Here is a 23,634-nt window from a genome sequence, read left to right as displayed (position 1 = left end):
CGCCTCGTCGGACGACCAATTGGCCGTCCTCAAAAACGCGCAGGCCGCTTTTCGCGGAAGGCGGCCAGACCCTCCTGAAGGTCGGGAGAGCGCGCGGCGGCAATGCCTGCCATCGCCTCCAGGATGCGTTCTGATTCCTCGCCTTCGGCAGCGTTGACAAGCATCTTTGTCAGCTCGGTCGCAAGCGGCGCGCGACCGCAGACCCGCTCGGCTATCTGCCGAGCTGCGGTCATTCCCGCGCCTCCTTCCGTCACGTGATCGACGATGCCGAGGCCAAGTGCCTGTCCGGTGTCGAAGACCTCGCCGAACAGCGCCATGCGCCGCACCAGTTGCGCGCCGAAACGGCGGGCCGCGCGCTGTGTGCCTGACCACCCCGGAATGATGCCCAGCCCGGTTTCCGGCAGAGCAATTCTGACATGCTGCTCGGCAATCCGCAGGTCCGCGCAAGCTGCCAGTTCCAGTCCGCCGCCGTACACATCCCCGTTGAGCACAGCGATCACCGGCTGCCGGAGTCGGGCGACGGCCGCAAAGGCATCATGGCCTTCGCGCAGCCAGAAGCGGCCGAAATCGTCCGGAGCCATGTCGCTCCAGGCCTGGATATCGCCGCCCGAGGAGAAGGCCCTGTTGCCCGCGCCGGTCAGGATCACGATCCTGATCGTTGCATCGTGCTCAATGGTCCTGCAGGCCTTCGCAAGCCCGTCGATCATCGCCGCGTTCAATGCGTTGCGCTTTTCGGCACGGTCGAGTGTCACGACCGCGACCTGGCCGACGACATCAAGACCGATCGGGTTTTCCGGCATCACTCGGCAGCCACGGCTAGGCAAAAATGGGCTTCCATTCGGTCCGGCATGAAAAGATGTCCCGACATCGGGCGAATGGTGTCGGCGACTGCCAGCGGAAACGCCGCCTGGCCAAGGATGTCCCGGTTCAGATCAACTCCGGGCGCGATCTCGGTCACCGTGACCTTGCCATCGATGAGCCGAAGCACGCAGCGCTCGGTGACATAGGTCACATCCTGTCCTTGCGCAGTTGCGCGCTTGCCTGAAAAGGACACCTGCTCGACACGGGGTACCAGCTTGGCCACCTTGCCTTCCTTGTCGATGGAGAGCTTTCCATTGCCGACTGAGAGTTTCGCCCCGGCATTGAAATAGCCGGAAAAGACGATCTTCCTTGCCCGGGCGGTGATGTCGACGAAGCCGCCGGCGCCGGCGGTGACGTGTGGCCGCGCCGACAACTTCGAGACGTTGACCGACCCGTCGGTATCGATCTGCAGGAAAGAGAGCAAGGACGCGTCGAAACCCGCCGCCTGAAAATAGGTGAACTGGTGCGGTGAAGGGACGAACGCCTCCGCATTTGCCGAACAGCCGAACTTGAAATCGAGCAGCGGAATCCCGCCGACCGCGCCCTGCTCGATCACCCATGTGACATCGCGGTGCCGGCCCTCCTCGAGGAAGATACGCGGCACGTTGGCCGAAATGCCAAAGCCGATGTTGACGACCCATCCCGGCTGCAGTTCCATCGCAACCCGGCGCGCCATCGTCTTGGCTGCATCGAAGGCCGGCAGCCGGAACGTATCGAGCGGCCTGAACAGTTCGCCGGATATCGCTGGATCGTATGACGTGGCCGTCGTCTGCAACTGCTCGGGATCCTCGACGATCATGTCGACCAGAACGCCCGGCACGCGTACGTCATGCGGGCGCAGCGTGCCGGCCTGGGCGACGTGCTTGACCTGGGCGATCACCAGCCCGCCGCAATTGTGCGCCGCAAGCGCAAGCTCCATCGCGCCGAGATAGGCGCCCTCGTGCTCGAATGTCAGGTTGCCTCGTTCGTCGGCGGTGGTGGCACGAATAATCGCCACGTCCGGCTTGATCGACGGGAAATACAGCCATTCATCGCCCTCGAACTCGATCTTGCGCACGATCGGACGCGCCCGCGCACACGCGTTCATGGCGCAGCCGTCCAGGCTGGGATCGACGAATGTTTCGAGGCCAACCTTGGTGATCACGCCCGGGCGATGTCCGGCCGCTTCACGCAGCATGTCGAAGATGATGCCGCTTGGGACATTGTAGGCAGCGACCCGCTCTTCGCCGAGCATCTGCCAGATCAAGGGAGGCTCCGACGAGGACGGTCCGGACGGGTACGACCCGCCGATAATGGTGTCGATCATGCCGTCTTGCGCCAGATGGTCGATGCCCTTGGTGCCGAACATGTCGCCGGCTGCGATCGGGTGGATCATGGTCAGCCCAGCCGGATGGCGCTCGTCACGGTAGCGCTCGCCAAGCGCCTTCAGGACCAGATCTGGACAGCACAGTCCGCTCGACGAATTGACCGCGACAATCGCGCCATCCTTGACTGCCGCTGCCGCATTCGCCGCGCTGGTAACCTTGGACATGAAGCCGCCTGCCTGCATCGAGTAAAGTAACTGTTTAGTTATTACCACGCTCCCGGATTTGGTCAAGACCGATCTGTGGCGGTCGCGCCTGGGATGCCACGAAATCGCTTCGAGATCGGCAGACGGCGATCTTGCCAGCGACATGCGGAGTGGTGTAAGTAACTATTCAGTTATTTATTTAGAGCAACCGACGACACTGGAGGAAATCGTGAACATCCTTTTCCAGAAGACGCACCAGAGGGCCTTCGGCACGTTCCCGCTGCGACACGACGCCTGCATGGCCGCAATTGCGGTGGCGCTGGACGTCGGCTACCGGGCTTTCGACACCGCGCAGATGTACGGCAACGAGGCCGAGGTCGGAGAAGGCCTCGCGCGGTCCGAGGTGCCACGTCAGGACCTTTTCCTTACCACCAAGGTCCATCCCGACAATTATGGCGAGGCGCTGTTTCTGACCTCGGTCGAACAGAGCTTGAAGGATTTGCGACTGGACTATGTCGATGCGCTCCTCCTGCACTGGCCGCCGCTCGACGGTGACATTGCGTCGCCCCTGAGGCAGCTCCAGCGCGCGCAGGACAAGGGCCTGGCACGCCATATCGGCCTGTCGAATTTCACCGCCAGCATGATGCGCGACGCACGCAACATCCTTGACGGGCCTATCGTGACCAACCAAGTCGAGTTCCATCCGCTTCTCAATCAGGACATCCTGCTCGGCGCGGCCAACGAGACCGGCATTCCGCTGTCGTCCTTCACCTCCGTTGCCCGCGGCGAAGTCTTCAAATATCCGCAGTTCGCCGAAATCGGCCAAGCCTACGGCAAATCCGCCGGTCAGGTGGTGCTGCGCTGGATCCTCCAGAAAGGGGTCTCGGTGAACACCATGTCGACCAAGCCTGAGAACATCCGTGCGAATTTCGACATCATGGACTTCACACTTTCCAGCATAGACATGGCGCGCATCGATGCGCTCACCCATACGAACAAGCGCATAATCGGCTCAGACCTGGTGCCATGGGCACCCGACTGGGACTGACAGGACGGCAGAATCTCGGATTCAAACGAAAACGGCAGCCTGCACGGCTGCCGCTCTCTGCCGGGAGAGTTCCCTTACCTATTGCCGCGGATGAGGTCTGCTGCCCTTTCGCCGATCATGATCGTCGCGGCGTTGGTGTTCGAGCCTACCAGGCTGGGCATGACCGATGAATCGCAGACGCGTATGTTTTCCAGCCCCCGCACTCGAAGTTTCGGGTCCACCACTGCGATTGCATCGATGCCCATCTTGCAAGTGCAAGTCGGATGGTAAGAGGTACGGCCATAGTGGCGCGCGTACTCCTCATAGTCCTTCTGCGTCTTGACGTCCGCGCCCGGCAGATGCAGGCGGCGGATGTATTTCTGCAGCGAGGGTTGCTGGAAAATCTCGCGGCTGATGCGCACCCCTTCCGCCGAGATCTTCAGATCGGCGGGATCGGCAAGAAAATTCGGATCGACAATCGGCTTGTCGGCGGGATCGGACGAGCGCAACCGGACAGTGCCGCGGCTTTTTGGCCGCAGCGCATAGGAATTGAGCGTGATGCCGGAGCCCGACGGGACGCTCGGAACGCCGTCCTCGGCGCCGGCACCGGCCAGGAAATGAAACTGCAGGTCAGGAATGACCGACGATCGGTCACCGTACCAGAACGCGCCGCCTTCGACGACGTTTGACGTCACCGGGCCGCTCTTGAACAGCTTGTACTGGATGCCGGCCCAAATCATCCAGTGAAGCTTGTTGTATTTGTCGAGGCTGGTCGGGCCCTTCAGTTCGGCGACGATATCGACACCGTAATGGTCGGTGAGGTTCTCACCGACACCGGGCAGGTCATGGACGACCTCAATGCCATGCTGTCTCAGATGCGCCGCCGGCCCAACGCCGGACAGCATCATGATCTTTGGCGAACCGATCGCGCCGGCGGTGACCAACACCTCGCTGTCGGCTCGCGCAACGCGCTTCTCGCCGGCACGGCGATACGCCACGCCGATGGCTCGAACTCCCTCGAAAAGGACGCGGTCGACCAGGCATCCGGTCTCGACCGTCAAATTGGGGCGGCCCTTGGCCGGCCTGAGATAACCGACAGCTGCAGAACAGCGCCGTGCGTTCCTGGTGGTCGTCTGGTAGACGCCCGCGCCTTCCTGGGCCTTGCCATTGAAATCGGGATTGTAGGGCATGCCGAATTCCAGGCATGCTTGCACAAATGCCCGGGTCGTTGGCTGCGGGTCCGGGATGTTCGAAACGCCGAGTGGACCATCGGTGCCGTGCATCTCTCCCGAAAACATGGTGTTGCCTTCCGAGCGCAGGAAATAGGGCTGGATATCGGCGAACGACCATGCCTCGGCCCCTTCGTCGTGGGCCCAGCGGTCGTAGTCGGCGGGATGACCGCGCGTATAGACCTCGGCGTTGATGGACGATCCGCCGCCGATCACCTTGGCCTGGGCATAGGGAATCTCGCGCTGGTTGGCATGTTTCTGCGGCGCGGTCTTCAATCCCCAGGTCAAAGGGCCGGAGGTCATCTTGGCAAAGCCGACCGGCATGTGAATGTAAGGATTGGTGTCGCGGCCACCGGCCTCAAGCAGAAGCACGCGCGCATCCGCATTTTCCGACAGACGCGCGGCCACCACACAACCTGCCGAGCCGCCGCCGACGATGACGAAGTCGTATCCGCGTTCGCTTGTCACGACACCCAAGGCTCACGCTTTCCGAGTTCGATATGCACGGACTTGATCTGGGTGTATTCCTCGACACCGTATATGCCGGCCTCGCGTCCCCAGCCTGACTGCTTGAAGCCGCCTAACGGAAGCTCCGGTCCGCCGGCAAGCGTAGTGTTGATCCAGAACCGTCCGGCGCGCACGCGCCGGGCCACCGTCAACGCCTTGTCTATGTTCTTGCTCCACACGCTGGCCGCCAGCCCATAGACGGTGTCGTTGGCGATGGCGATCGCCTCCTCGATCGTATCGAACGGCATGACGCTGAGCACCGGCCCGAAGATCTCGTCACGCGCGATCGCCATGTCGGCGCTCACGTCGCCGAACAGGGTCGGCGCGATGTAGTGACCATGGCCGAAATCGAGCTGTTCGCCACCGCAGACTAGCCTTGCGCCCTCCGCCCTGCCCTTGGCGATATATGTCATGATGGTCTCATTCTGCGCGGCCGTGGTGATGGCGCCAACCTGCGTCGCCGGATCGAGCGGGTCGCCGACCTTTACCTTGGCGAACTTCGCCGTGACCATTTCTTCAAACGCGCGCGCCACCGAGCGCTCGACGATCAGCCGGCTGCCGCTGACGCAGCACTGACCGGTATTGAAGCCTATGCCGAAGGCGACGCCATCGGCGGCGTCCTCGAGATCAGCGTCGGCAAAGACGATCTGCGGGTTCTTGCCACCGAGCTCCAGGCCGAGTTTCTTGAAGTTTCCGGTGGCCGCCTGGACACAGCGCCGGCCAACCGAGGTCGAGCCAGTGAAGGACAGCATGTCGACGTCCATATGCTCCGTCATCGCCTGGCCGATCGTGCTGCCCGACCCGGTGACCACATTGTAACAGCCCGCCGGCAGGCCGGCCTCCGCCAATACTTCGGCGAGGATCAGTGTCGTCGCCGAGGTCACTTCGGACGGCTTGGCGACGATCGTGCAGCCGGCTGCAAGAATGAACGGCACGCGCTCGCACAGGATGAGGAAGGGAAAATTCCAGGGCGTGATGAGACCGACCACCCCAATCGGCTCCCGTGTGACCAGCCCAAACAGGCGGTCGCCCAGATTGTTGAAAGCATCGCCATGCAGTGCGCGGGCTGCGCCGGCCGCGTATTCGAAGATGCCGACGCAACCGTCGATCTCGGCGCGGGCCTGACTGATGGGTTTGCCATTCTCCAGCGTTTCCCAAAGAGCGATCTCCTCGGCGCGCCGGCGGATTATCTGCGCGGCCCGCAACAGCACGCTCGCCCGTTCGACCGAGGGGATGCGCGACCACCGCCCGTCCTCGAAAGCCCGCCGCGCTGCAGCCACAGCCAGGTCGAGATCTTCCTTGGTACATTTCGGGATGCGGGTGACCGCAACGCCGTGCCCCGGACTGTGCCGCTCGAAATATGGACGGGCGCCAGCCTCAACGATCTTGCCGTCGACGAAGAAACCGAACGTCCGTGGGTCGGACGGTAGCAAGAAATGGGCGGGTTGATGATCCATGGTATTTCTCCTCCGGCCGTCGCCACGATCGCACTATAAGTAACTATTTGGTTATTTCAAGCGTCGCCGCCGCGCGCTCCCTGCCGTTCAGATCGCGATTTGCGTCTTCAGAACATCGGGCCGGTCCTTCAGCGTCTCGAACGCCTCCTGGATCGCAGAGAGTTCGTAAGTGGCTCCCAAGAAGGGGGCGACATCGAACCGGCCATGCAGCAGCAGGGTCAGCGCGTCGTGCATGTCCTCTCCCATGCCTGCGACCGATCCTTTCACCGAATTTTCCCTGAGCACGGTGTCGAGCAGCACAAGCGGAATGCTGTCCCCAGGACCGGTGATGCCGAAGGCTGCGACATGGCCACCGGGCCGGATCAGGTCGAAAGCCTGGGCGTAGAGCTGCGGCAGGCCCACGCTTTCGATGACAACGTCTGCACCGCGTCCGCCGGTCATGGCGAGTACGGTCTCCTCGACCCTGGAGGGATCGGTTACAACCGCGTCGGCGCCTGCCGGCCCTGCGAGCCGGGCACGCTCCGGAGAAAGTTCAACAACGATGATGGGCGCCGCCCCGGCCAGCCGCATCATCTGGATGTGGAGATTGCCGATCGGTCCCGCGCCGAGGACGACGACGGATTGGCCGAAGCGCACGTCGGCCTTGCGCGCGGCGCGCACGACGCAGGCCACCGGCTCGGTCAGCGCCAGCATCGACGGCGCGGCATCGTCGGGGGCCGCAATGACCAGCCTGCCGGGAAGCGAGACATATTGCGCGAAAGCACCGTCGCGCGAGATGCCGACCTGGCGAACCTCGGCGCAGTTGAGCACCTCGTTCCGGCGGCAGAAATAGCATCTGCCGCAGCCGATATTGATGTCGGCGACCACACGCTGCCCGAGTACGAATGGGCCTGCCCGCTCGCCGAGCCGGCTGATCGTTCCGGTGAATTCATGGCCGGGAACGATGGGCAGCCGCTCAGTGGCATAATGACCATTGAACATATGGATATCGGTGCCGCAGATCCCACAGCGATCAATCTTGACGAGGACGTCATCGGGTCCGCACACCGGGACAGGCAATTCCTTGATCTCGAAAAGTCGCGGCGCGACGAGCACCGCCGCCATCATCGTTTCCATGGCCGGCCTACTTCACGATACGAATTTTGGAACGGTCGATCGTCAGCGCGATCGCAACGATCAGCACGATGCCGAAGACGATCTGCTGGCTTGTCGCTGGCACTCCGAAATACAGCATGCTGGCGCGTACCACCGCCACGATCAGCACACCGACCAAGGTGTTCAGCACGCCGCCGACGCCGCCCGTCAGCGGCGTGCCGCCGACCAGGACGGCGACGATCGCCGGCAGCAGAAAGCCTTCGGCAAGCGTCGGCGAACCGCCGGAAAGCTTGACGGAGAAAAGCAGCCCGGCAATCGCGGCGAGCATGCCGGAGAAGGCAAAAGCCAGGATCTTGTAGCGCTCGACCTTCAGCCCGGAAGCGACGGCGGCAGGCTCGCCGGCGCCGATAGCTTTGAGGGCGCGTCCTATCGTGGTGCGGTTCTGCAGGAACCAGGCAAGCACGACCAGGACCAGGGCAAGGATTAGTTCATGCGGCACGCCGCTCCATCCGCTGCCGACCATCCAACCGAAGGCGTGATCGCGTTCACCGGCGTCCATGTAGAGCGCGCGCTGGCTGGAGGCATATTGCCCAACGGACAGCGCCAGGCCTCCCACCGCGAGCGTGGCAATGAAGGACGGCACTTTAAGCCGTGTCGTCACGAAACCGGAAAGAGCGCCGAACGCCAAGCCTGCCAGGATGACGAGCACGCCGCTGAACACGCCAAATATTGGCAGCGATATGGTCGCAAGCACAGTGGTCATGTTCGCCACCGACTGGGCGGAAAGATCGATGCCGCCGATGTAGATGACGAGCGTCATGCCAAGCGCCATGATGAACAGCGGCACGATGTCGCCGGCGAGCTCGATGAGGTTTTGCGGCCGCAGGAAACTCGGGTGGATGGTGCCGACGATGAGAACCAGGACCGCCAGGGTGATCCACGGAAAGTGTCGCTTGAGGCGACCAAATGACATTGCGCGCTCCTGGGTCATGTCATGTAGTGGATGAGATCGTAAAGCGACGGCTTGCCGCCGGGTGGGCAGTCGTACCATTTGCGGATCTCGCCATCCCTGATGACGGCAATGGTGTGGCTCAGACCAATTGCCTCTTCGAGCGTGTCGGCGACCAGGATGATGCCGACGCCGGCACCGCACATGTCGCGCACCATATCGTAGACGTCCTCCTTGGCGCCGATGTCCAGGCCCCGCGTCGGATGATCGAGGAGGATGATGTCGGAACCGCCGCTCCGCCACTTGGCGAGCACCACCTTCTGCTGATTGCCGCCGGAAAGGTTGGCGCAATCGACGTTCTCTGAAGATGCCTTGATCGAGAGTTTCTTGATCCAGTCGCGGGCAAGCCCCCTCTCCCTGGCAATCTCCAATACGCCTGCATTCGAATAGTTGCGCATCTGCGACAGCGTGATGTTCTCGTAGACGGTCATGCCACCGACCATGCCCTCGATCTTGCGCTCGCGCGGCACATAGCCGACGCCGCACTCGACCCCGTGCGCGGCGCTGAAGGTCTCGACCCGCCGGCCCTTGAGCGTGACCTGACCGAGATGCGGCTTCTGCAGGCCGAAGATGGTGCGCAAGATCGCTTCGCGCCCCGAACCTTCGACACCGACCAGACAGAGTACCTCCCCGGCATGCAGCTTGAGCGAAATGTCGTTGTAGCGACCCGCAAGGCTGATCCCATCGACTTCCAGCAGAGGCTTTGCGGCGTCGAAGGGCTTCTGCTTCTCCTCGCGGTAATATTCCTTGCTGATGTTGCGTCCGACCATCTTGTGCTGGATCGAGGCGACGTCAGCATCCTTGCCATCGACGACGTCGACCACGGCGCCGTCCTTCATCACATAGATGCGGTCGGACAGCTCGATGACCTCATCCAGCCGATGCGAAACGAAGATGAATGAAGCGCGCTTGCGCAGGTCCCTGACCAGGCTGAACAGAAGCTCGATTTCCTCCTTGGCCAGCACCGATGTCGGCTCGTCGAGCAGGATGACGAGGTCGCCCTGCACACGCTCTTCCAGTGTCAGCACCTTGGCAAGCTCCACCAGCTGGCGCTGTGCGAAGGACAATTTCGAGGTGACTGTTGCCGGATCGATCGAAAGCTTGACCTTGTCGAGTTGCTGACGAGCTGCCGTCGCCATCTTCTTCCAGTTGACGACGCCCAGGTGCACGAACTGCTGTTCGAATCCGAGGAAGATGTTTTCCATGACGGTCAGGTTCGGGATCAGCGACTGTTCCTGGAACACCATGCCGACGCCCATATCCATGGCCTGGCGCGGATTGTGGAAGCGCACCGCCCGTCCATCCACGAGCACCTGTCCGCCGTCATGCTGATAGGCGCCATAGATGACTTTCATCAGCGTCGACTTGCCGGCGCCGTTCTCCCCGACAAGACCAACGATCTCGCCGCGCTTGATGGTGAAATCGATGCCTTTCAGTGCGTGCACGCCGGGGAATTTCTTTTCGACTTTCTGAAGCTCGAACATTTGCGCGTCACTTCACGAAAGACAAAGAGCGACGGTCGGTCGACAGATAGACCGCGATAATGACAAGCAGTCCGAGCACGCCGTCCTGAACGTAGCTTGGCAATCCCATGACCACCATGCCGTTACCGATGACATTGACGATGAGGACACCAACGAGTGTGTTCCACACGCCGCCGGCGCCTCCCCAGAGCGCGGTGCCGCCCACGACCACGGAGGTGATGGAGACGAACATCAGGTTGCGTCCGGTCACAGTCTCGGCAATGCCGATCTGTGCCACCGCCAGCATTGCACCAAGCGCGTAGAAAATCCCGGCAATGACAAAGCCGATGATGCGCACCCTGGGTACGTTAAGGCCCGATGCATGGGCGAGATCCTCACCGCCGCCAACGGCATAGAAATTGCGCCCGATTTTCGTCTGCCCCTGAATAAAGCCCGCAATGAGCAGCGCCGCCAGCGCGACATACACCATCACTGGAAAGCCACCCAGCCGATAGGTAAGCAGCGAGCGGAAGAGCGGGTCCTCGACACGGATTCTGTCACCGCCAGTGATCAGAAGTGACAGGCCGATGCCGACGAAGCCCATCGACAGGCTCGCCATGAAGGACGGTATTTTGAGCCCGACATGCACCAGCCCATTGATCAGACCGAAAAGAGCTCCGACGAACAGCGCACCTGGGATCGCCAGCCATCCCCATCCTGCCAGACTTCCCCCCAATGCCGTGAACATCGTGGCGAACAGCACGGCGCAGACTGCCACGGCCCCTTCCATGGAGAGATCGATCGATCCCATGAGGATAATGAAAGTCACACCGACGCCGATCATTAGTGCCGGGGTCGAGAGAATGGAGATGCGCGCGAAGTTGCGCATGGATAGGAAATTCGGATTGGCGATCGAGAAAAACAGGACGAGCGCGAAAAGCACCAGAAGCGGTGCCCATTTCTGCAAATTGTCTCTGGTCAACAAATTTTCCACGCTCTTCTCCCACGGGCAAGGGACGGCGAAGCGGGTCGCCATCGCAAGCATATCGCAGACCGCCGGATCGGAACGCGCGCCGCTGCCGGTGCGCGTCCGCCGGCAGGCCGATTACTTGTACTTGATCTGACCGTTGCCTGGACCCCAGAAGTCCTTCCAGTCGTATTTTGGCGTGCTGTCGAGGTATTTCGCCTTGAACTCCGCCGCGTCCTTGGGCGTGACGAGGATGGTCGGGCCATAAAATTCGCGATGTTCCTTTGGCTCGGCCGAAGGTTTGAACGCGCCCGTCGCCGCATAATAGGCAAGCGCCGCCGTGATACCGCCGCCCCAATGGGGATTGGTGAAGACGGTAGCCAGGATCTCGCCCTTCGCCACAAGTTCGACAGCCTGCTGGTTGCCGTCATAGGAAACAATCGGCATGCCCTCGATGCCTTCGGCACGCAGAGCCTCTATGACGCCATAGGCGATGGTATCGTTGGCGCAGTGCACGCCCTTGATGTCGTCGCCGTAACGGGTCAGGAAGCTCGCCATGATCTGGTTTGCCTTCTGCGTATCCCAGTCGGCGGGCTGGGCATCGAGCAACTGCACATTCGGATAATCCTTCAGCGCGTTCTTCAAACCGTTGAGGCGCTCGATCGCCGGATTGTTGGACGCGATGCCGCCGAGATGTACCACTCCGCCCTTGCCGCCCATAGCATCGAACAGGATGCGGGCGGTCTTCTCGGCGGGCCCCTCGTCCGACCAGGTCATATGCGACACGTAATTGTCGCCGAAATCCCAGGGGTGCAGGTCGTCTGTCTTGTTCCAGATGGTGGAGACATATGCTCCGGCGGCGGCGACCGCCTCAACAACCGGCCGGCAGTTCGGTGCATCATTTGCATCGATGGCAAGCGCGAGGTTGCTGCCCTCCTTACCCAGAAGCGCCTTCACGTCGGCGAGCGACTTCTCGCTAGATCCTTCATTGATGAGGTTGACGAGCGCGTCCTTCGGCTTGCCGAGGCTTTCGACAAAGGCCTCGCCGCCCGACACGATATAGTTCCAGTACGGGTTTGTGCGGTCGCGGTAACTCCACGCGATCGTCGGATTTGCGGTTGTCGCGCGCGCCGGCGTCGCGCCCAAGGTGCGCAGCGCAGCCGCGCCGCCAAGCCCGTAGGCCGATGCGAGAAGAAGGTTGCGGCGATTGACGGTTTCCTGCTCGATGAATTCCTTGATGAACGACATTTTCTCTCTCCCTGCTGATCCGAATTCGAGCGAGCATCCTCCCAAGACGCGCACTCGGTTGAAACCTTTACGCACTATCTAGTTACTTTTTTAGCGCACGCTTGTCAACAGGAGTCCGGCTGCGGTGGCCGCGCCCCTTGGGGACATTTGGTGATCCGCCCGATTGCGCCTTGGGGGCCTCTATGTAACTATTGGGTTAGTTGAACTGGCCTTCAGATTCAAAGGCAGGCGGGAACAGGAAAACTTTGAAAAATGCAGCAGATCGCCAATGTTTCCCATGCACCCGACCGATGCTATCGGCGGGCTCCTGGCCGATGCGGAGTGCCCTCTGAGAATTTGCTGAGCGCTCTGTTCACAATCCAGTTAGTGCGTCATATCGATGGTCAAATGGCGGATTCGAAATGGACCAGCTAAGGAAAAAGATGTTGGCGACCAAGACAAGGAAGCCAAGAATTCGCGATGCCGAGGCTACCCAGAAGCGGATACTCGCAGCCGCCAAGCAGGAATTCGCCAAGAAGGGTTTGGGCGGCGCCAGAGTGGACGACATAGCCGAGCGCGCAAAAGCCAACAAACGCATGATCTACCATTATTTCGGCAGCAAGGAGGACCTGTTCCAGCGCGTGCTCGAGGACGCCTATGTCGATATCCGAACAGCCGAGCAAAAGCTTGAACTCGATCATCTCGACCCCAAGGACGCGCTGGAAAGGCTGGTGCGCTTCACCTGGAAATACTATCTCGACAATCCGGAATTCCTCACCATGGTGAACAGCGAGAACCTGCACAAGGCGCGCCATCTCAAGAAGTCCAAGGTCGTTCAGGACATCAGCAGACGCCTGGTCACGATGGTCGACACCATTCTGGAGCGTGGCGTAAAGCAGGGCTTATTCAGAGAAGGCATCGATCCGGTTCAGTTAAACATCACGATCGCCGCCATTGGCTACTACTACTTAACCAATCGCTTTACGGGCGCCATCATCTACGAGCTTGATCTAATGTCACGGCAAGCTCTCGATACAAGGCTGCAGTTCAATATCGATACCATTATGCGCCTTGTCTGCAAGTAGCCGTCGCTGGAGGTTCAGGAAGCCATTTTTGCTCGCGCAATGCGAGAGACCACAAAAGCCACCGCTTGCACCAACAATGGCGGCTTTGGCATCGTCCATTCCGCCATGTCGATCCGTTGCAGGACGTGCCGAGATCGACAACGGTGTTACCGGTGGCATGCGCCGCGAGATGAACTTCGCAATATTGACGCGCCTGTGACCCTGCAGTGAAGCTTCCTCAGACTTCGCGTGTCCAGCTGTAAACGGGCCACCACATGGGGACAGAAGTCGCGTTTCCTACAGACTGCAGGGCAAGCATCCGGACATGAATGCGAATACCGTCACGATCAGCAACCTTGTATATTTTGCCTTTAGGTTTCAGCTTCTTAAGTGCAATGTCGGTGAGCATGGCGAGGGCAATCCGAGCGCGTGGCCGCATATTCAGCGCCCGATTTTACCGTCATCGATTTTACCGTCAAGGTTTGACAATTTCGCTTGTAGTTCAACACCTTACCTAAATTTTAGCTAGCCTGCTAGGAAATCAGGTGGTGACGGTCTCGAGCGAGAATGATGAGGAAAGCGATACCATCAGGTCTACCGCCAAATGATTCCGCTTGCGGGCGATAGTCAGCGATAGGAAAAGAAAAATGTTACATGTCAATATGTTAAGTGTCTGGCGCCGATAGCCAGCAAATGCTGGCGAACGACCGATCTTTATCCCACTCGATCATCAATCATTGCCGCATCCTATTAATTTTGCAAACAAAATTTGGACCAATAATTTTCGATACCGTCAAAAATACCGCCAGATTCCTATGCTGTTGAAAAGGCTGCAACAATGTAGCCGCCGTCGCGGCATGCATATTTTTGACTCGATCGTTCCCGTTCCTGCCATTGCGGCACGGCGCCCGCAAGGAGAGGTCGGCAGCTTTGCTACCGCGTATCACGGATTGAGTGGGGCCGAACCCAGCCCTCGACAGTTCCGGCATGCTGTGTTCGCCGCCACCTTCAACCGGATCGAGGATCGCCCCCCAGGCCTATTCCTTCGGCGCGCGCCAGCAACCGGTGGTGCTGACCGCCAAACGGAATATCGATTTGGCAGGCACATCGTCAGGCGGCCAAGCCCGTGCCCTTGGCGTCGTGCGTGACAACGCGAAGATTCCAGCTCATCTACGGTTGTGACCGAATGGGCGTCGGAAGACTTCGCCAGCCTCGAGCCGTCATCCGGCTCAAGCTGCTTCCATCGCTCAAAATCAGATAGAACTGGTGGCCAGTCAAGAATCCTTAGCATGTTCCTTTAACACAAACTTAAGCGCCTGGCTCAGAGGCACCGCCTTTGAGAATAGGAAGCCCTGAGCGGTTCTGCAGCCAAGCTTGTACAGAGTTTGCCGATCTGCCTCTGTTTCGACGCCCTCGGCCATGACCTCAATCCCGAGTGACCTACCAAGATCAATCACCGTTTTGACAAGCAGCCGGTCCTCCCGGTGCTTGGCTAGGCCGCGAACGAAGCCCTGGTCTATTTTCACCTTGCGTATCCGACTGTCCTTGAGCGATGCCAACGTGGAAAAGCCGGTGCCGAAGTCATCGAGCGCGATGGAAATGCCGGCGTGTGAAAGCCGTCCGAGCTTTTCATCGACCCTCTCCGCGTCCACCGGCGATTCTTCTGTTATCTCGATTTCGAACATCGTTGCAGGGAGGTCTTTTGCCGCCAGACCATTCAGAACCATCTCGTCGATATCGCCGGCCTCCAATTCGCGCGGTGAAACGTTCATCGCCACACGGACCTCATGACAGTCAGCTTTCGCCAAGGCGTCGATAAAAGCGCAACATTCGGAAAATACAGTTTGAGTTAGCAGCTGAAGCATTCCGGTTTCGCGTGCAGCTGTGATGATTTCGGGCGGAGAGATAGAACCATGAATCGGATGGCACCACCTTAGCAAGGCTTCAAAACCGACGACGGCCTTGGTGTCCAGCCTTACAATCGGCTGGAACCAAGGCCCCAAGCTTCTGGTCTTGATCGCAGAGTGAAGATCGCGTTCGATGGACTGGCGGCGCTGCAGTTCCCTGTCGAGTTCGGTATCGAACAGGCAAAATTCGTTCCTGCCACGACGCTTCGCCGTGTAAAGCGCGATATCCGCCCGCAGCAACATTTCGGTCAGCGTCGGGCTCTCAGCTAAGTATATCCCTATGGATGCCCCGATCCGAACTGACGCTACCCCGAGATAGGGGCTAGCAACTTTGGCTATGATATTGGATGCAAGACTGTTGGGAGAAAGCGAATAGCCCGCCGAAGGAAAAAACAGCACGAATTCATCGCCGCCGATGCGGGCGAGCGTTGAGCCGTGCGGTGCTGCCTCCTCTATCCGTCTGGCGATCCTGACAAGCAGTTCGTCACCAGTCCTGTGACCGTAGGTATCGTTGACAGATTTGAACCCGTCCAGATCGATCAGCATTGCAACGAAGGGGCCGTCTTTGGTCTCGAATTGATCGATTGCATGTTCGAGGCCGCGCCTGTTGAGAAGCGCCGTCAGGTGGTCCTCCCTGGAATTGCGCTCCATTTCCGCGGCGAGCCGCTCCGCCTCATGTCTCAGGCGGCTCGCTTCGCGGAAGCGCGCCTGTCCAACAAGCGAAGCTCGAACCAAGCCGCCCATGAAGAGCAGAACGGCAAATGCCAAAACGCAGTCTTCAAAGTTGCCTTTCGCCGACAGGCACCCCGCGGTGATCAGGAGCGGCGGTGTGATGAAGTTGATCGCTGCCGCGGAATATGAACTGCCGTATGTAACCGCACCAGCCGATATACCTGCCAGAATTATCAGATGCAGCGCTGCTTGAGAGGTCGTGTATTCATCCGTAAGCACGGCAAGAAAGGACCAGGCAAATCCTGCCAGAAGAGCGAGGATGCCAAACCAGCGAAGCCGCGGCGAGACCCTCGCTGAAGCGTCCTGGGGCCCGGCTTCCTGCAGTTGGTAATGGGCGAGTGCAAGCCGAGCGGCATTTATCCCATTGATGACCAAGAACCAGATTGCGACGGCAGAGCCGTTGCCAGAAAGGGACTGCACGGTCAAAATCAGACCCGACAAGACGGTGCTTATCGGCATTGACACGAAAAGACCGGCCCTCAGGTCAGCAAGCTGATCCTGAAGGATTTTGGTCTCGAGCGCGTCATCTATCTTTAGGGCCATAGGCGGATAGAGTGCTTCCCTGCTTCGTCGCAGCGCAACCTATGCAAGCCCACTGAAGGACAGGTTAACCATTCAGCGGGGCATCAGCCCTGTGCCGCTCAGCGACAGAGTGCAATTTTCGAGACGGTGCGGCGCTCCGCAGCCGTCCTTCGATTTGCCTCTCCAGCCGCTCTTCAATGGCCAGAAGCGTCAGCGCGGAACCGCGCCGGGATTTTTCAAGCTCAGATCCGGTACCGCGGCGGTCGAAGTTCGCAAAGGAGGCCGTAGCGAGACAGCGCCGCAGAGCGGTTGACGCTTTGGCTACTGTGGTTCACCGCCGCAGCATTGCCGAAATGCCGTGGCGAACAAACGGAACATATTGGCCAAATCGAAGCCCAACGTGTCTTGCAAGCCGGGCCGCCGGGTGCTCGCTTGAGTAGAGTCCGACCAGTATATTGGTGGCGTAATAAAGCGGTGCCGCTGATAGGCGTAGCCAGCTTTCGTACCTGTGCAGCATGCCGGGATCGGCAATGTCGCGCCGGTCGCGAAATGCTGTCAGAATTCCATGGGCGAGTTGCTTCTGGGCGCTGAGGCCGATGTTGAAGCCATGCGCAGTGACCGGGTGCATGCCAATGGCAGCGTCGCCGATGAGTGCGGCGCTCGGGGCCCAGAACTTATGCGCCCACGTAGTGACCAGCGAATAACTATGGCGGTTGCTTGCCATGGTCATCCTTCCAAGACGCCCTCGACACCGGTTCGTCAATTCCATCAGGAACAAATCGTCTTCGCAGGCAAGCAGTCTATCGGCCTCGTTTGAAGGCAAAGTGAGAAGCAGCGACGAAACGCCTTCCGCAAGGGGCAGCATCGCTATCGTCTGATGGTGATCGAACCATTCAATTGCAATCTGGCGGTGGGCGCGCTCGTGCCTGACCCGGCAAATCAGCATCGAGTTGCCGAGCCGATTGATATCGGCGCCGATGCCGAGCAGATCACGTGTGACAGACAGACGCGAATCTGCGGCAACAACAAGCCGAGCAGACAACTGCATGCCATCAGAGAGCGTTATGACTGCTCCTTTGTGGCTGTTTGCTGCGTCCATGACCGAGTGGCCACACAGCAGCCGGGCATGATCTTGCAAGCGGACGATCTTGAATAGGGCGTCGCGAATCCGGCAATTTGGGACCAAAACTCCGAGGGGTTCTCCAGATCCACTGGGAGCATCGAAACGCAGAGCGAAAGGGCTCGATCCATTTAGCACGCGCGCGCCTTGAAGCGGTGATTTGTCCGAGGCAGAGATGGCGTCCCAAGCGCCGAGTTCGCGAAGGATTTTGATCGAGGCGTAGGTCAGCGCGATTTCGCGACCATCGAAAGGCGGATTGGCCAGACTTTCCAGCGGGTTCTGTTCAACAACTGCCACCTTGAGTTCGCTTTGAGCGAGCGATGTGGCGAAGGAAAGGCCGACCGGTCCGGCTCCGACGATTACGATGTCGAAGGTTTCGTCAGAGCCGCCCATCAGCGTGCCGCCATCGCGTCGGCTATCCTGGTGAGAGGCTTGTGGAGTGCCGCATGCCGCGGATCGATTGCGCTACGTTCTAGGACCCACCGCATCGTCTCAACGCGCTGGGCAGGCAAATCCGCATAAATCGGCAACAAAGCATTCAATTCTTTCAGACGCGGATGCGGGTGATACGACCAGCCCTTGCCGCCGTGCGGCCAGGCACATATCCAGCCAGCAAGCAAAGTTTCTGACGTGGCCGGTTCCTGGCCTGTGAAGCGTCGCTTCCCCTCTGCATGCGGGGCCGGTTTCAAGCCGACAGTTCCCGAGTTTCTGCTGATCACGACTGTCATCTCATGTTCGAGCAGCAGGGCGTTTCGCTCGGCTGATTTGGCTTTGGTCATTCTTCGCGTCGGCCTTTGTACAGACCGGTCGCCTCGGCGTTCGGCGGCGCGATTCATCGAAGGAGGCATAGCCGATCAGAACATGACAGTATCAGAGGGCTGCAAAGACGATGATGAGAGCTGACCGTTAGCACAAGCATTCTCCTTAAAACACCGGTCGAGGAAACCACGCCAGTGAGGAGATAACCTTGATCTGGATCAGCCAACACGCAGGCAACGGCCGAGTCGGCTGGTCGATCGCCAGGAAATGTCACCGTGGAAAGGGGGCTCCGTTCGTGGCGACCCAGCCGAAACAGTGAAACCAGAGGGTCCAGAAGCGAAGTAGGTGCCTTGACTATGCCGACGAGCAGCCGGTTTCGCCGGAACCGCAGATGGACTCGCCAACGCGTGGATAGCCTTGATGGTGCACCCTGTGGCAACATTTCTACGTAAGATCGGAGGTGCTTATCAGGATGTGGCGTCCGGCCGTGCGAGTAGTTGGTGACATCGGCGGCCCCTCGGCGACGCAGTCCTTCGAGTGACAGGACTTCCAAGGCGACGTCAAACACGGCTTACCAGGTGTGAGTCACAACCGGCTGTTCCCGGCGGACGGCGTCGGCGGACGACGTCGGCTGACGGCCGGCATCCGCACCGTCGTCGGCATAGCGATCTGAGTCAGCGTTCCGGATTGTCATCCCGGTGAATGAGGATACGCTCGGCAGCCCCGTCAAGATCCTCATATTGACCACTCCTCAGCGCCCACAAAAAGCCGGACAGCCCTAGGGCGCCAAGCAACAGAGCTACTGGTATGAGGTAGATAAGTGTGGTCATGATGGCTGCACCGATGCGCGAATGCCGGAGCGCGTTGCCGACGGAGCCCTCATCCGATGGGTGGTTCAGGGCTGTGCAGGCGCAACGCATTTCCGATCACAAGCAATGACGAGGCGGACATCGCGATCGCCGCGATCAGCGGCGTGACATGGCCGAGAATGGCGATCGGCACGGCAACGGCGTTGTAGACGATCGCGATTGCCAGGTTCTGGCGTATCAGCCGTCCGGCTTTCCGCGAGATGCCGAGGGCGAGGGGAACCGCCAGGAGGCTTTCGCGCAGGAAGACGAAATCGGCGGCGTTGCGCCCGACATCGGCGGCGGTTGCCGGCGCGATCGAGACGTGTGCCGCGCCCAGCGCGGGCGTGTCGTTGAGCCCGTCACCCACCATCAGAACCTTGTGGCCCGCCTTGGTCAGCGTTTCGATCCGCTCAACCTTGCCGGACGGAAGCAGCGCTGGGAGGAAGCTCTCGATACCCAACGTCCTGGCAACCTCGCCGCAGGCATTGGCGACATCACCGGAGAGCATTTCGACCGACACTCCGGCATCCTTCAACTGCCCGACCGCCGCCCTGGCATCGGAGCGCATAGCGTCCTCGAACGTGAAGGATGCGACGATCCTGCCATTCTTCGAAAGCACCGTTCCGCCATAGCCGCCATATTTGCCTTCGCCACCGGTCTGGGCCTTCCATCCAGCCCAGCCGCGCCGGCCAAGACGCCACGAGTTGCCGGCGGCTGTGGCTTCGATGCCGAGACCCGGGTGCTCGCTGATGTCGTCCAGCTTCGGCTGGCCGGCAGAACCCGCGAATTGGGCTATGGCCTTTGAGAACGGGTGACGGGAATGCGTGGCCATGTCGGTTGCGATCGCCAGCATCGCCGGATCGACGGACGACGCGTTGACCAGCCTGGGCTGGCCAAGCGTCAACGTGCCGGTCTTGTCGAACACGGCCGCGTCGATCGCCGCCAGGCGCTCCATGGCCGAGCCGTCCCTGACCATGACGCCGGCTTCGAACAGCCGGCGCGCCGCGACCACCTGGACGATCGGCACGGCAAGGCCAAGCGCGCAGGGGCATGTAATGATGAGGACGGCGATGGCGATCGTCACTGCCCGGTGCCAGTCGCCACTTGCTGCCATCCAGCCAAGGAACGTCACGAAGGCGGTGAGATGCACTACTGGAGCATAGAGCGCCGAGACTCGGTCGGCGATCCGGCGGTACTGCGCACGACCGCCTTCGGCGGCTTCCATCAGCCGAACCATCTCCGCCAGGAAGGAGTCCTTTGCTGCGGCGGTCGCCTCGATGGTCAGCGGGCCGGTCAGGTTCAGCGTGCCAGCCTGAACCTGTTCCCCGGACGCCACGGTTCTCGATGTGCTCTCGCCGGAAACCAGCGAGCAGTCGAGATCCGACGCTCCGCGAATGATCCGGCCGTCGACAGGCACCCTTTCGCCGGCGGCGACCAGCAGATGCATGCCCGGTTCGATCTCCTCGACAGGCAGGTAGTCGTGGCTGCCGTCATGGCGCAGCACCATGGCGCCGCGCGCCGCCCGCCGCGCCAGTCCATTAACCGCCGTCCTTGCCCGCTCGCGCATCACGTGATCCAGCGTGCGGCCGATCAACAGGAAGAACAGCAGCGACACCGCCGCATCGAAATAGGCGTGATCGCCGTGATTGATGGTCTCGTAGAGGCTCATGGCATAGGCGAGCGAGACGCCGACCGCGATCGGCACGTCCATGTTCATGCGGCCGTGGCGCAGTGCGTTCCAGGCAGAGCGAAAAAAAATGCCGCCGGCGAAGGCGAGCGCGGGGATGGCGATCAGCGCCGAGACCCAATGGAAAAGATCGCGGGTCGCGCCTTCAGCTCCGGACCAGACCGAAACCGAAAGCAGCATGATGTTGCCCGCTGCAAAACCGGCGACGGCGACGGCGCGGATCAGTTCCGAAAGCGTCTTGTCCTTGTCATCGACCTCGGGAGCGAACAGATGCGCCTCGTAGCCCAGCCCTCCAAGCGCGGCGACCAACGGTGGTACCTCATCCCCACGCCACCGGACCGCGACCCGCTTCGTCGACAGGTTGACGCGCGCGCCCTCGACTCGCTCAAGCTTTCCAAGTGCTGTCTCGATCGTCTGGATGCAGGCTGCGCAATGCACTGATGGCACCGAGAGATCGGTTTGGTGCAGATCGCCGCCAAGCGAGCGGCTCGCCAGCCTAACTTCCTGGCTCGATGGCAGGACGGATATGCTAGCTTTCAAATCCAGCGCCATTTCGGCGCCCGGTGCACAACAGCTCATTGTAGCGCTCCATGGAAAATGATGATTCTACGGACGTCGCGATAGGGCTCTGCGAGACCGGCATCGGCGTCGATTTCGACGATCCAGACGCCACCTTTCGGCGTGTGCTGCGCGGCAAATTCCTGGCCCGAGGCAAGGCCAAGAGTAACAGTCTTGTCTTCGGTCTCATAGGCGGGGTGACGAAACAGCACCTTGACGCCATGCAAGGGAACCGGCTTGCCGGCGGCATCGCTGAGGCTGTAGCGGACCTCGCCCCCTGCGATCGTCAATCTGCCTGTCCAGCCGAGCGCGGCCTGCGCACGACCTTCTTCGGCCTTTCGGTTGAACTGCTGGCTGGCCACATAGGTATTCTCGACGACGAGGCCGGTCCAGCTCTTGCTGGCCAGCGTCGCCATGGTCAGGTTGACGCCTATGACCACACCGAAAAAGGCAAGAATGGTGGCCAGCATGTGCCTGCCGGTGAACTCACGCGATTTTTGCGTATTGGCGCTCATCTGACGGTCTCCGGTGCGTTGAAGGTGGCCGTGTATTCATCCGATTCGAAACTCGCCTTGTCTTCGACCCGGAACTTGAAGGTCTGCGCTGCGCCGCGAACCTCACCTGCCGGCTGGCGCACGAAAACCTTGAGCATTTTCAGCCGGTCGGGTTCGACCGGGATGGCGAAGGAGCGATCTGCAGGGAGGTCGATTCCGACGATGCTCATTTCGGCTCCATGAAGCCCCTTCATTGTGACGACGATCGTCCTTGGCTCGGGGATCATGTTGAGCAGCTTGACGGTGTAGCCGTTGCGGATCGAACCGTCGGACAACCTGACGAATTGTGGATTGCGGTCGTGCAGGACGTTGAGTTCCAGCCGCTCGCGGGTCAGCAGCGAAAAGAGCAGCGCGAGCCCGACCGCCGACCAGGCGCCGAGATAGATGAAGGTGCGCGGCCGGAAGATCTTGCGGAAATGGAAATGGGCCAGCGCGTCTGAGAACGCGCCGTCGGCGGTCTGGATGAGCGACGGGTTCACCGGGCGAGAGCCGCCCGCAGTGGCCACCGCCATGTTGGCGTTGTAATCGGATAGCGTCGCATAGGAGATCAGTCCACGCTCCTTACCGAGCTTGTCCATGATGCCGTCACAGGTATCGATGCAGAGCGCGCAAGTGATGCATTCAAGCTGCTGGCCATCCCGTATATCGATCCCCATCGGGCAGACCGCGACACAGGCATTGCAATCGACGCAGTCGCCGACCAACTGCCCCGCGGCTTGGATCTTCTTGGCGTGACGCGAACGCGGTTCGCCGCGCCAGTCATTGTAGGTTACGGTGAGCGAGGTCTCGTCGAGCATGGCGGCCTGGATCCGCGGCCACGGGCACATATAGGTGCAGACCTGCTCGCGCATAAGCCCGCCGAATGTGTAAGTGGTCGCCGTCAGCACGGCGATGGTGATGTAGGCGACGGGCGCGGCGGTGCCGGTGAAGACTTCGCCAATCAGCGTTGGCGCATCAGCAAAATAGAAAATCCAGGCGCCGCCGGTCGCCGCCGCTATGATCAGCCAGATGGCGTGTTTCGATACACGCAACACGAGCTTGCGCGCGCTCCAGGATCCGGCGTCGAGCTTCATACGGGCGTTGCGATCGCCTTCGATAGCGCGCTCCACGACCAGGAACAGATCGACCCATACGGTCTGCGGGCAGGTATAGCCGCACCAGGCGCGGCCGACAGTGGACGTGATCAGGAAAAGGCCGATGCCAGCCATCATCAGAAGGCCGGCGACGTAGTAGAATTCCTGCGGCCATATCTCGATGAAAAAGAAGTAGAAGCGGCTATTTGAAAGGTCGACCAGCACGGCCTGATCCGGGGCGAACGGTCCGCGATCCCACCGCAGCCAGGGTGTCAGGCAGTAGATGCCCAGCGTGATCGCCATCACCAGCCATTTGAAGCGGCGAAAGCTGCCCGAGGCCCGCTTGGGAAAGATCTTCTTGCGTGGGGTATAGAGAGGCTGATGGGCTTCGGGGGAGTTGACCGCTTTTGCTTCGAGCCGTTCTCGCTGCGGTTTATCACGCACGTGCATCTCCACTC

The 23,634-nt window shown here is 60.6% G+C and carries 19 protein-coding genes; 2 read left to right on the top strand and 17 right to left on the bottom strand.

Features of this window, described 5'->3' with window-relative positions; translation table 11 throughout:
• Nucleotides 1-29 precede the first annotated feature (29 nt).
• Together EH240_RS29910 and EH240_RS29905 are read right to left on the bottom strand one after the other, a co-directional pair.
• On the bottom strand, nucleotides 30-800 hold the full coding sequence (locus tag EH240_RS29910) for an enoyl-CoA hydratase/isomerase family protein (RefSeq protein WP_125005331.1): 771 nt from the start codon (nucleotides 798-800) through the stop codon (nucleotides 30-32).
• Nucleotides 800-2,392, bottom strand: a complete 1,593-nt coding sequence (locus tag EH240_RS29905) for an acyl CoA:acetate/3-ketoacid CoA transferase (protein WP_125005329.1) — start codon at nucleotides 2,390-2,392, stop codon at nucleotides 800-802. The genes EH240_RS29910 and EH240_RS29905 overlap by 1 nt, the downstream gene beginning before the upstream one ends.
• A gap of 208 nt (nucleotides 2,393-2,600) precedes the next feature.
• Here EH240_RS29905 and EH240_RS29900 point away from each other — a divergent pair, with 208 nt between their 5' ends.
• Nucleotides 2,601-3,419 (top strand): aldo/keto reductase, encoded by an 819-nt coding sequence (locus tag EH240_RS29900; protein WP_125005355.1) that lies wholly within the window; start codon nucleotides 2,601-2,603, stop codon nucleotides 3,417-3,419.
• Nucleotides 3,420-3,493: 74 nt separating this feature from the next.
• Here the strand turns inward: EH240_RS29900 and EH240_RS29895 are convergent, their stop codons facing one another.
• From EH240_RS29895 to EH240_RS29865, 7 genes are all read right to left on the bottom strand, one after another.
• Nucleotides 3,494-5,095: a GMC family oxidoreductase gene (locus tag EH240_RS29895; RefSeq protein ID WP_425374846.1), complete on the bottom strand. Its 1,602-nt coding sequence runs from the start codon at nucleotides 5,093-5,095 to the stop codon at nucleotides 3,494-3,496.
• Nucleotides 5,092-6,591 (bottom strand): aldehyde dehydrogenase family protein, encoded by a 1,500-nt coding sequence (locus EH240_RS29890; RefSeq protein WP_125005325.1) that lies wholly within the window; start codon nucleotides 6,589-6,591, stop codon nucleotides 5,092-5,094. The genes EH240_RS29895 and EH240_RS29890 overlap by 4 nt, the downstream gene beginning before the upstream one ends.
• Before the next feature lie 87 nt (nucleotides 6,592-6,678).
• Nucleotides 6,679-7,707 carry a zinc-dependent alcohol dehydrogenase gene (locus EH240_RS29885; protein WP_125005324.1) on the bottom strand — a complete coding sequence of 343 codons (1,029 nt, stop codon included), beginning with the start codon at nucleotides 7,705-7,707 and terminating at the stop codon, nucleotides 6,679-6,681.
• Nucleotides 7,708-7,714: 7 nt separating this feature from the next.
• Nucleotides 7,715-8,659 carry an ABC transporter permease gene (locus tag EH240_RS29880; RefSeq protein WP_125005322.1) on the bottom strand — a complete coding sequence of 315 codons (945 nt, stop codon included), beginning with the start codon at nucleotides 8,657-8,659 and terminating at the stop codon, nucleotides 7,715-7,717.
• A gap of 14 nt (nucleotides 8,660-8,673) precedes the next feature.
• Nucleotides 8,674-10,179, bottom strand: a complete 1,506-nt coding sequence (locus tag EH240_RS29875; protein ID WP_125005320.1) for a sugar ABC transporter ATP-binding protein — start codon at nucleotides 10,177-10,179, stop codon at nucleotides 8,674-8,676.
• Nucleotides 10,180-10,186: 7 nt separating this feature from the next.
• Nucleotides 10,187-11,194, bottom strand: a complete 1,008-nt coding sequence (locus tag EH240_RS29870; protein WP_167484216.1) for an ABC transporter permease — start codon at nucleotides 11,192-11,194, stop codon at nucleotides 10,187-10,189.
• Between the two features lie 69 nt (nucleotides 11,195-11,263).
• On the bottom strand, nucleotides 11,264-12,373 hold the full coding sequence (locus tag EH240_RS29865; RefSeq protein ID WP_125005318.1) for a sugar ABC transporter substrate-binding protein: 1,110 nt from the start codon (nucleotides 12,371-12,373) through the stop codon (nucleotides 11,264-11,266).
• Nucleotides 12,374-12,795: 422 nt separating this feature from the next.
• Between EH240_RS29865 and EH240_RS29860 the strand changes: the two genes are divergently transcribed.
• The gene (locus tag EH240_RS29860; RefSeq protein ID WP_125005316.1) at nucleotides 12,796-13,437 is read left to right on the top strand and encodes a TetR/AcrR family transcriptional regulator; all 642 of its coding nucleotides are present in this window, start codon (nucleotides 12,796-12,798) and stop codon (nucleotides 13,435-13,437) included.
• A gap of 217 nt (nucleotides 13,438-13,654) precedes the next feature.
• On the opposite strand, the gene EH240_RS39325 is transcribed toward EH240_RS29860, so the two are convergent.
• From EH240_RS39325 to ccoG, 8 genes are all read right to left on the bottom strand, one after another.
• The gene (locus EH240_RS39325) at nucleotides 13,655-13,825 is read right to left on the bottom strand and encodes a hypothetical protein (RefSeq protein WP_245436497.1); all 171 of its coding nucleotides are present in this window, start codon (nucleotides 13,823-13,825) and stop codon (nucleotides 13,655-13,657) included.
• Nucleotides 13,826-14,690: 865 nt separating this feature from the next.
• Entirely contained in the window at nucleotides 14,691-16,598 is a 1,908-nt protein-coding gene (locus EH240_RS29855; protein WP_125005314.1) for a putative bifunctional diguanylate cyclase/phosphodiesterase, read from the bottom strand.
• Between the two features lie 310 nt (nucleotides 16,599-16,908).
• Complete coding sequence (gene ubiM / locus EH240_RS29850) at nucleotides 16,909-18,090, bottom strand: 5-demethoxyubiquinol-8 5-hydroxylase UbiM (RefSeq protein WP_125005312.1); 1,182 nt, start codon at nucleotides 18,088-18,090, stop codon at nucleotides 16,909-16,911.
• Nucleotides 18,090-18,476 carry a globin family protein gene (locus EH240_RS29845; protein ID WP_125005310.1) on the bottom strand — a complete coding sequence of 129 codons (387 nt, stop codon included), beginning with the start codon at nucleotides 18,474-18,476 and terminating at the stop codon, nucleotides 18,090-18,092. Before EH240_RS29845 ends, ubiM begins: the two co-directional genes overlap by 1 nt.
• 654 nt (nucleotides 18,477-19,130) lie before the next feature.
• Complete coding sequence (gene ccoS / locus EH240_RS29840) at nucleotides 19,131-19,286, bottom strand: cbb3-type cytochrome oxidase assembly protein CcoS (RefSeq protein ID WP_125005308.1); 156 nt, start codon at nucleotides 19,284-19,286, stop codon at nucleotides 19,131-19,133.
• A 49-nt stretch (nucleotides 19,287-19,335) separates the two neighbouring features.
• On the bottom strand, nucleotides 19,336-21,570 hold the full coding sequence (locus EH240_RS29835) for a cation-translocating P-type ATPase (protein ID WP_125005306.1): 2,235 nt from the start codon (nucleotides 21,568-21,570) through the stop codon (nucleotides 19,336-19,338).
• A complete protein-coding gene (locus tag EH240_RS29830; RefSeq protein ID WP_125005304.1) occupies nucleotides 21,567-22,064 on the bottom strand; it encodes a FixH family protein in 498 nt (165 codons plus the stop codon). Before EH240_RS29830 ends, EH240_RS29835 begins: the two co-directional genes overlap by 4 nt.
• Nucleotides 22,061-23,626 (bottom strand): cytochrome c oxidase accessory protein CcoG, encoded by a 1,566-nt coding sequence (ccoG, locus tag EH240_RS29825; RefSeq protein WP_125005302.1) that lies wholly within the window; start codon nucleotides 23,624-23,626, stop codon nucleotides 22,061-22,063. The genes EH240_RS29830 and ccoG overlap by 4 nt, the downstream gene beginning before the upstream one ends.
• Nucleotides 23,627-23,634: the final 8 nt, after the last annotated feature.

The sequence above is a fragment of the Mesorhizobium tamadayense genome, from assembly GCF_003863365.1.
Taxonomy (GTDB): domain Bacteria; phylum Pseudomonadota; class Alphaproteobacteria; order Rhizobiales; family Rhizobiaceae; genus Mesorhizobium; species Mesorhizobium tamadayense.
The sequence above is the reverse complement of the archived record's forward strand: the minus strand, read 5'-3'. Positions and strand labels throughout refer to the sequence as shown.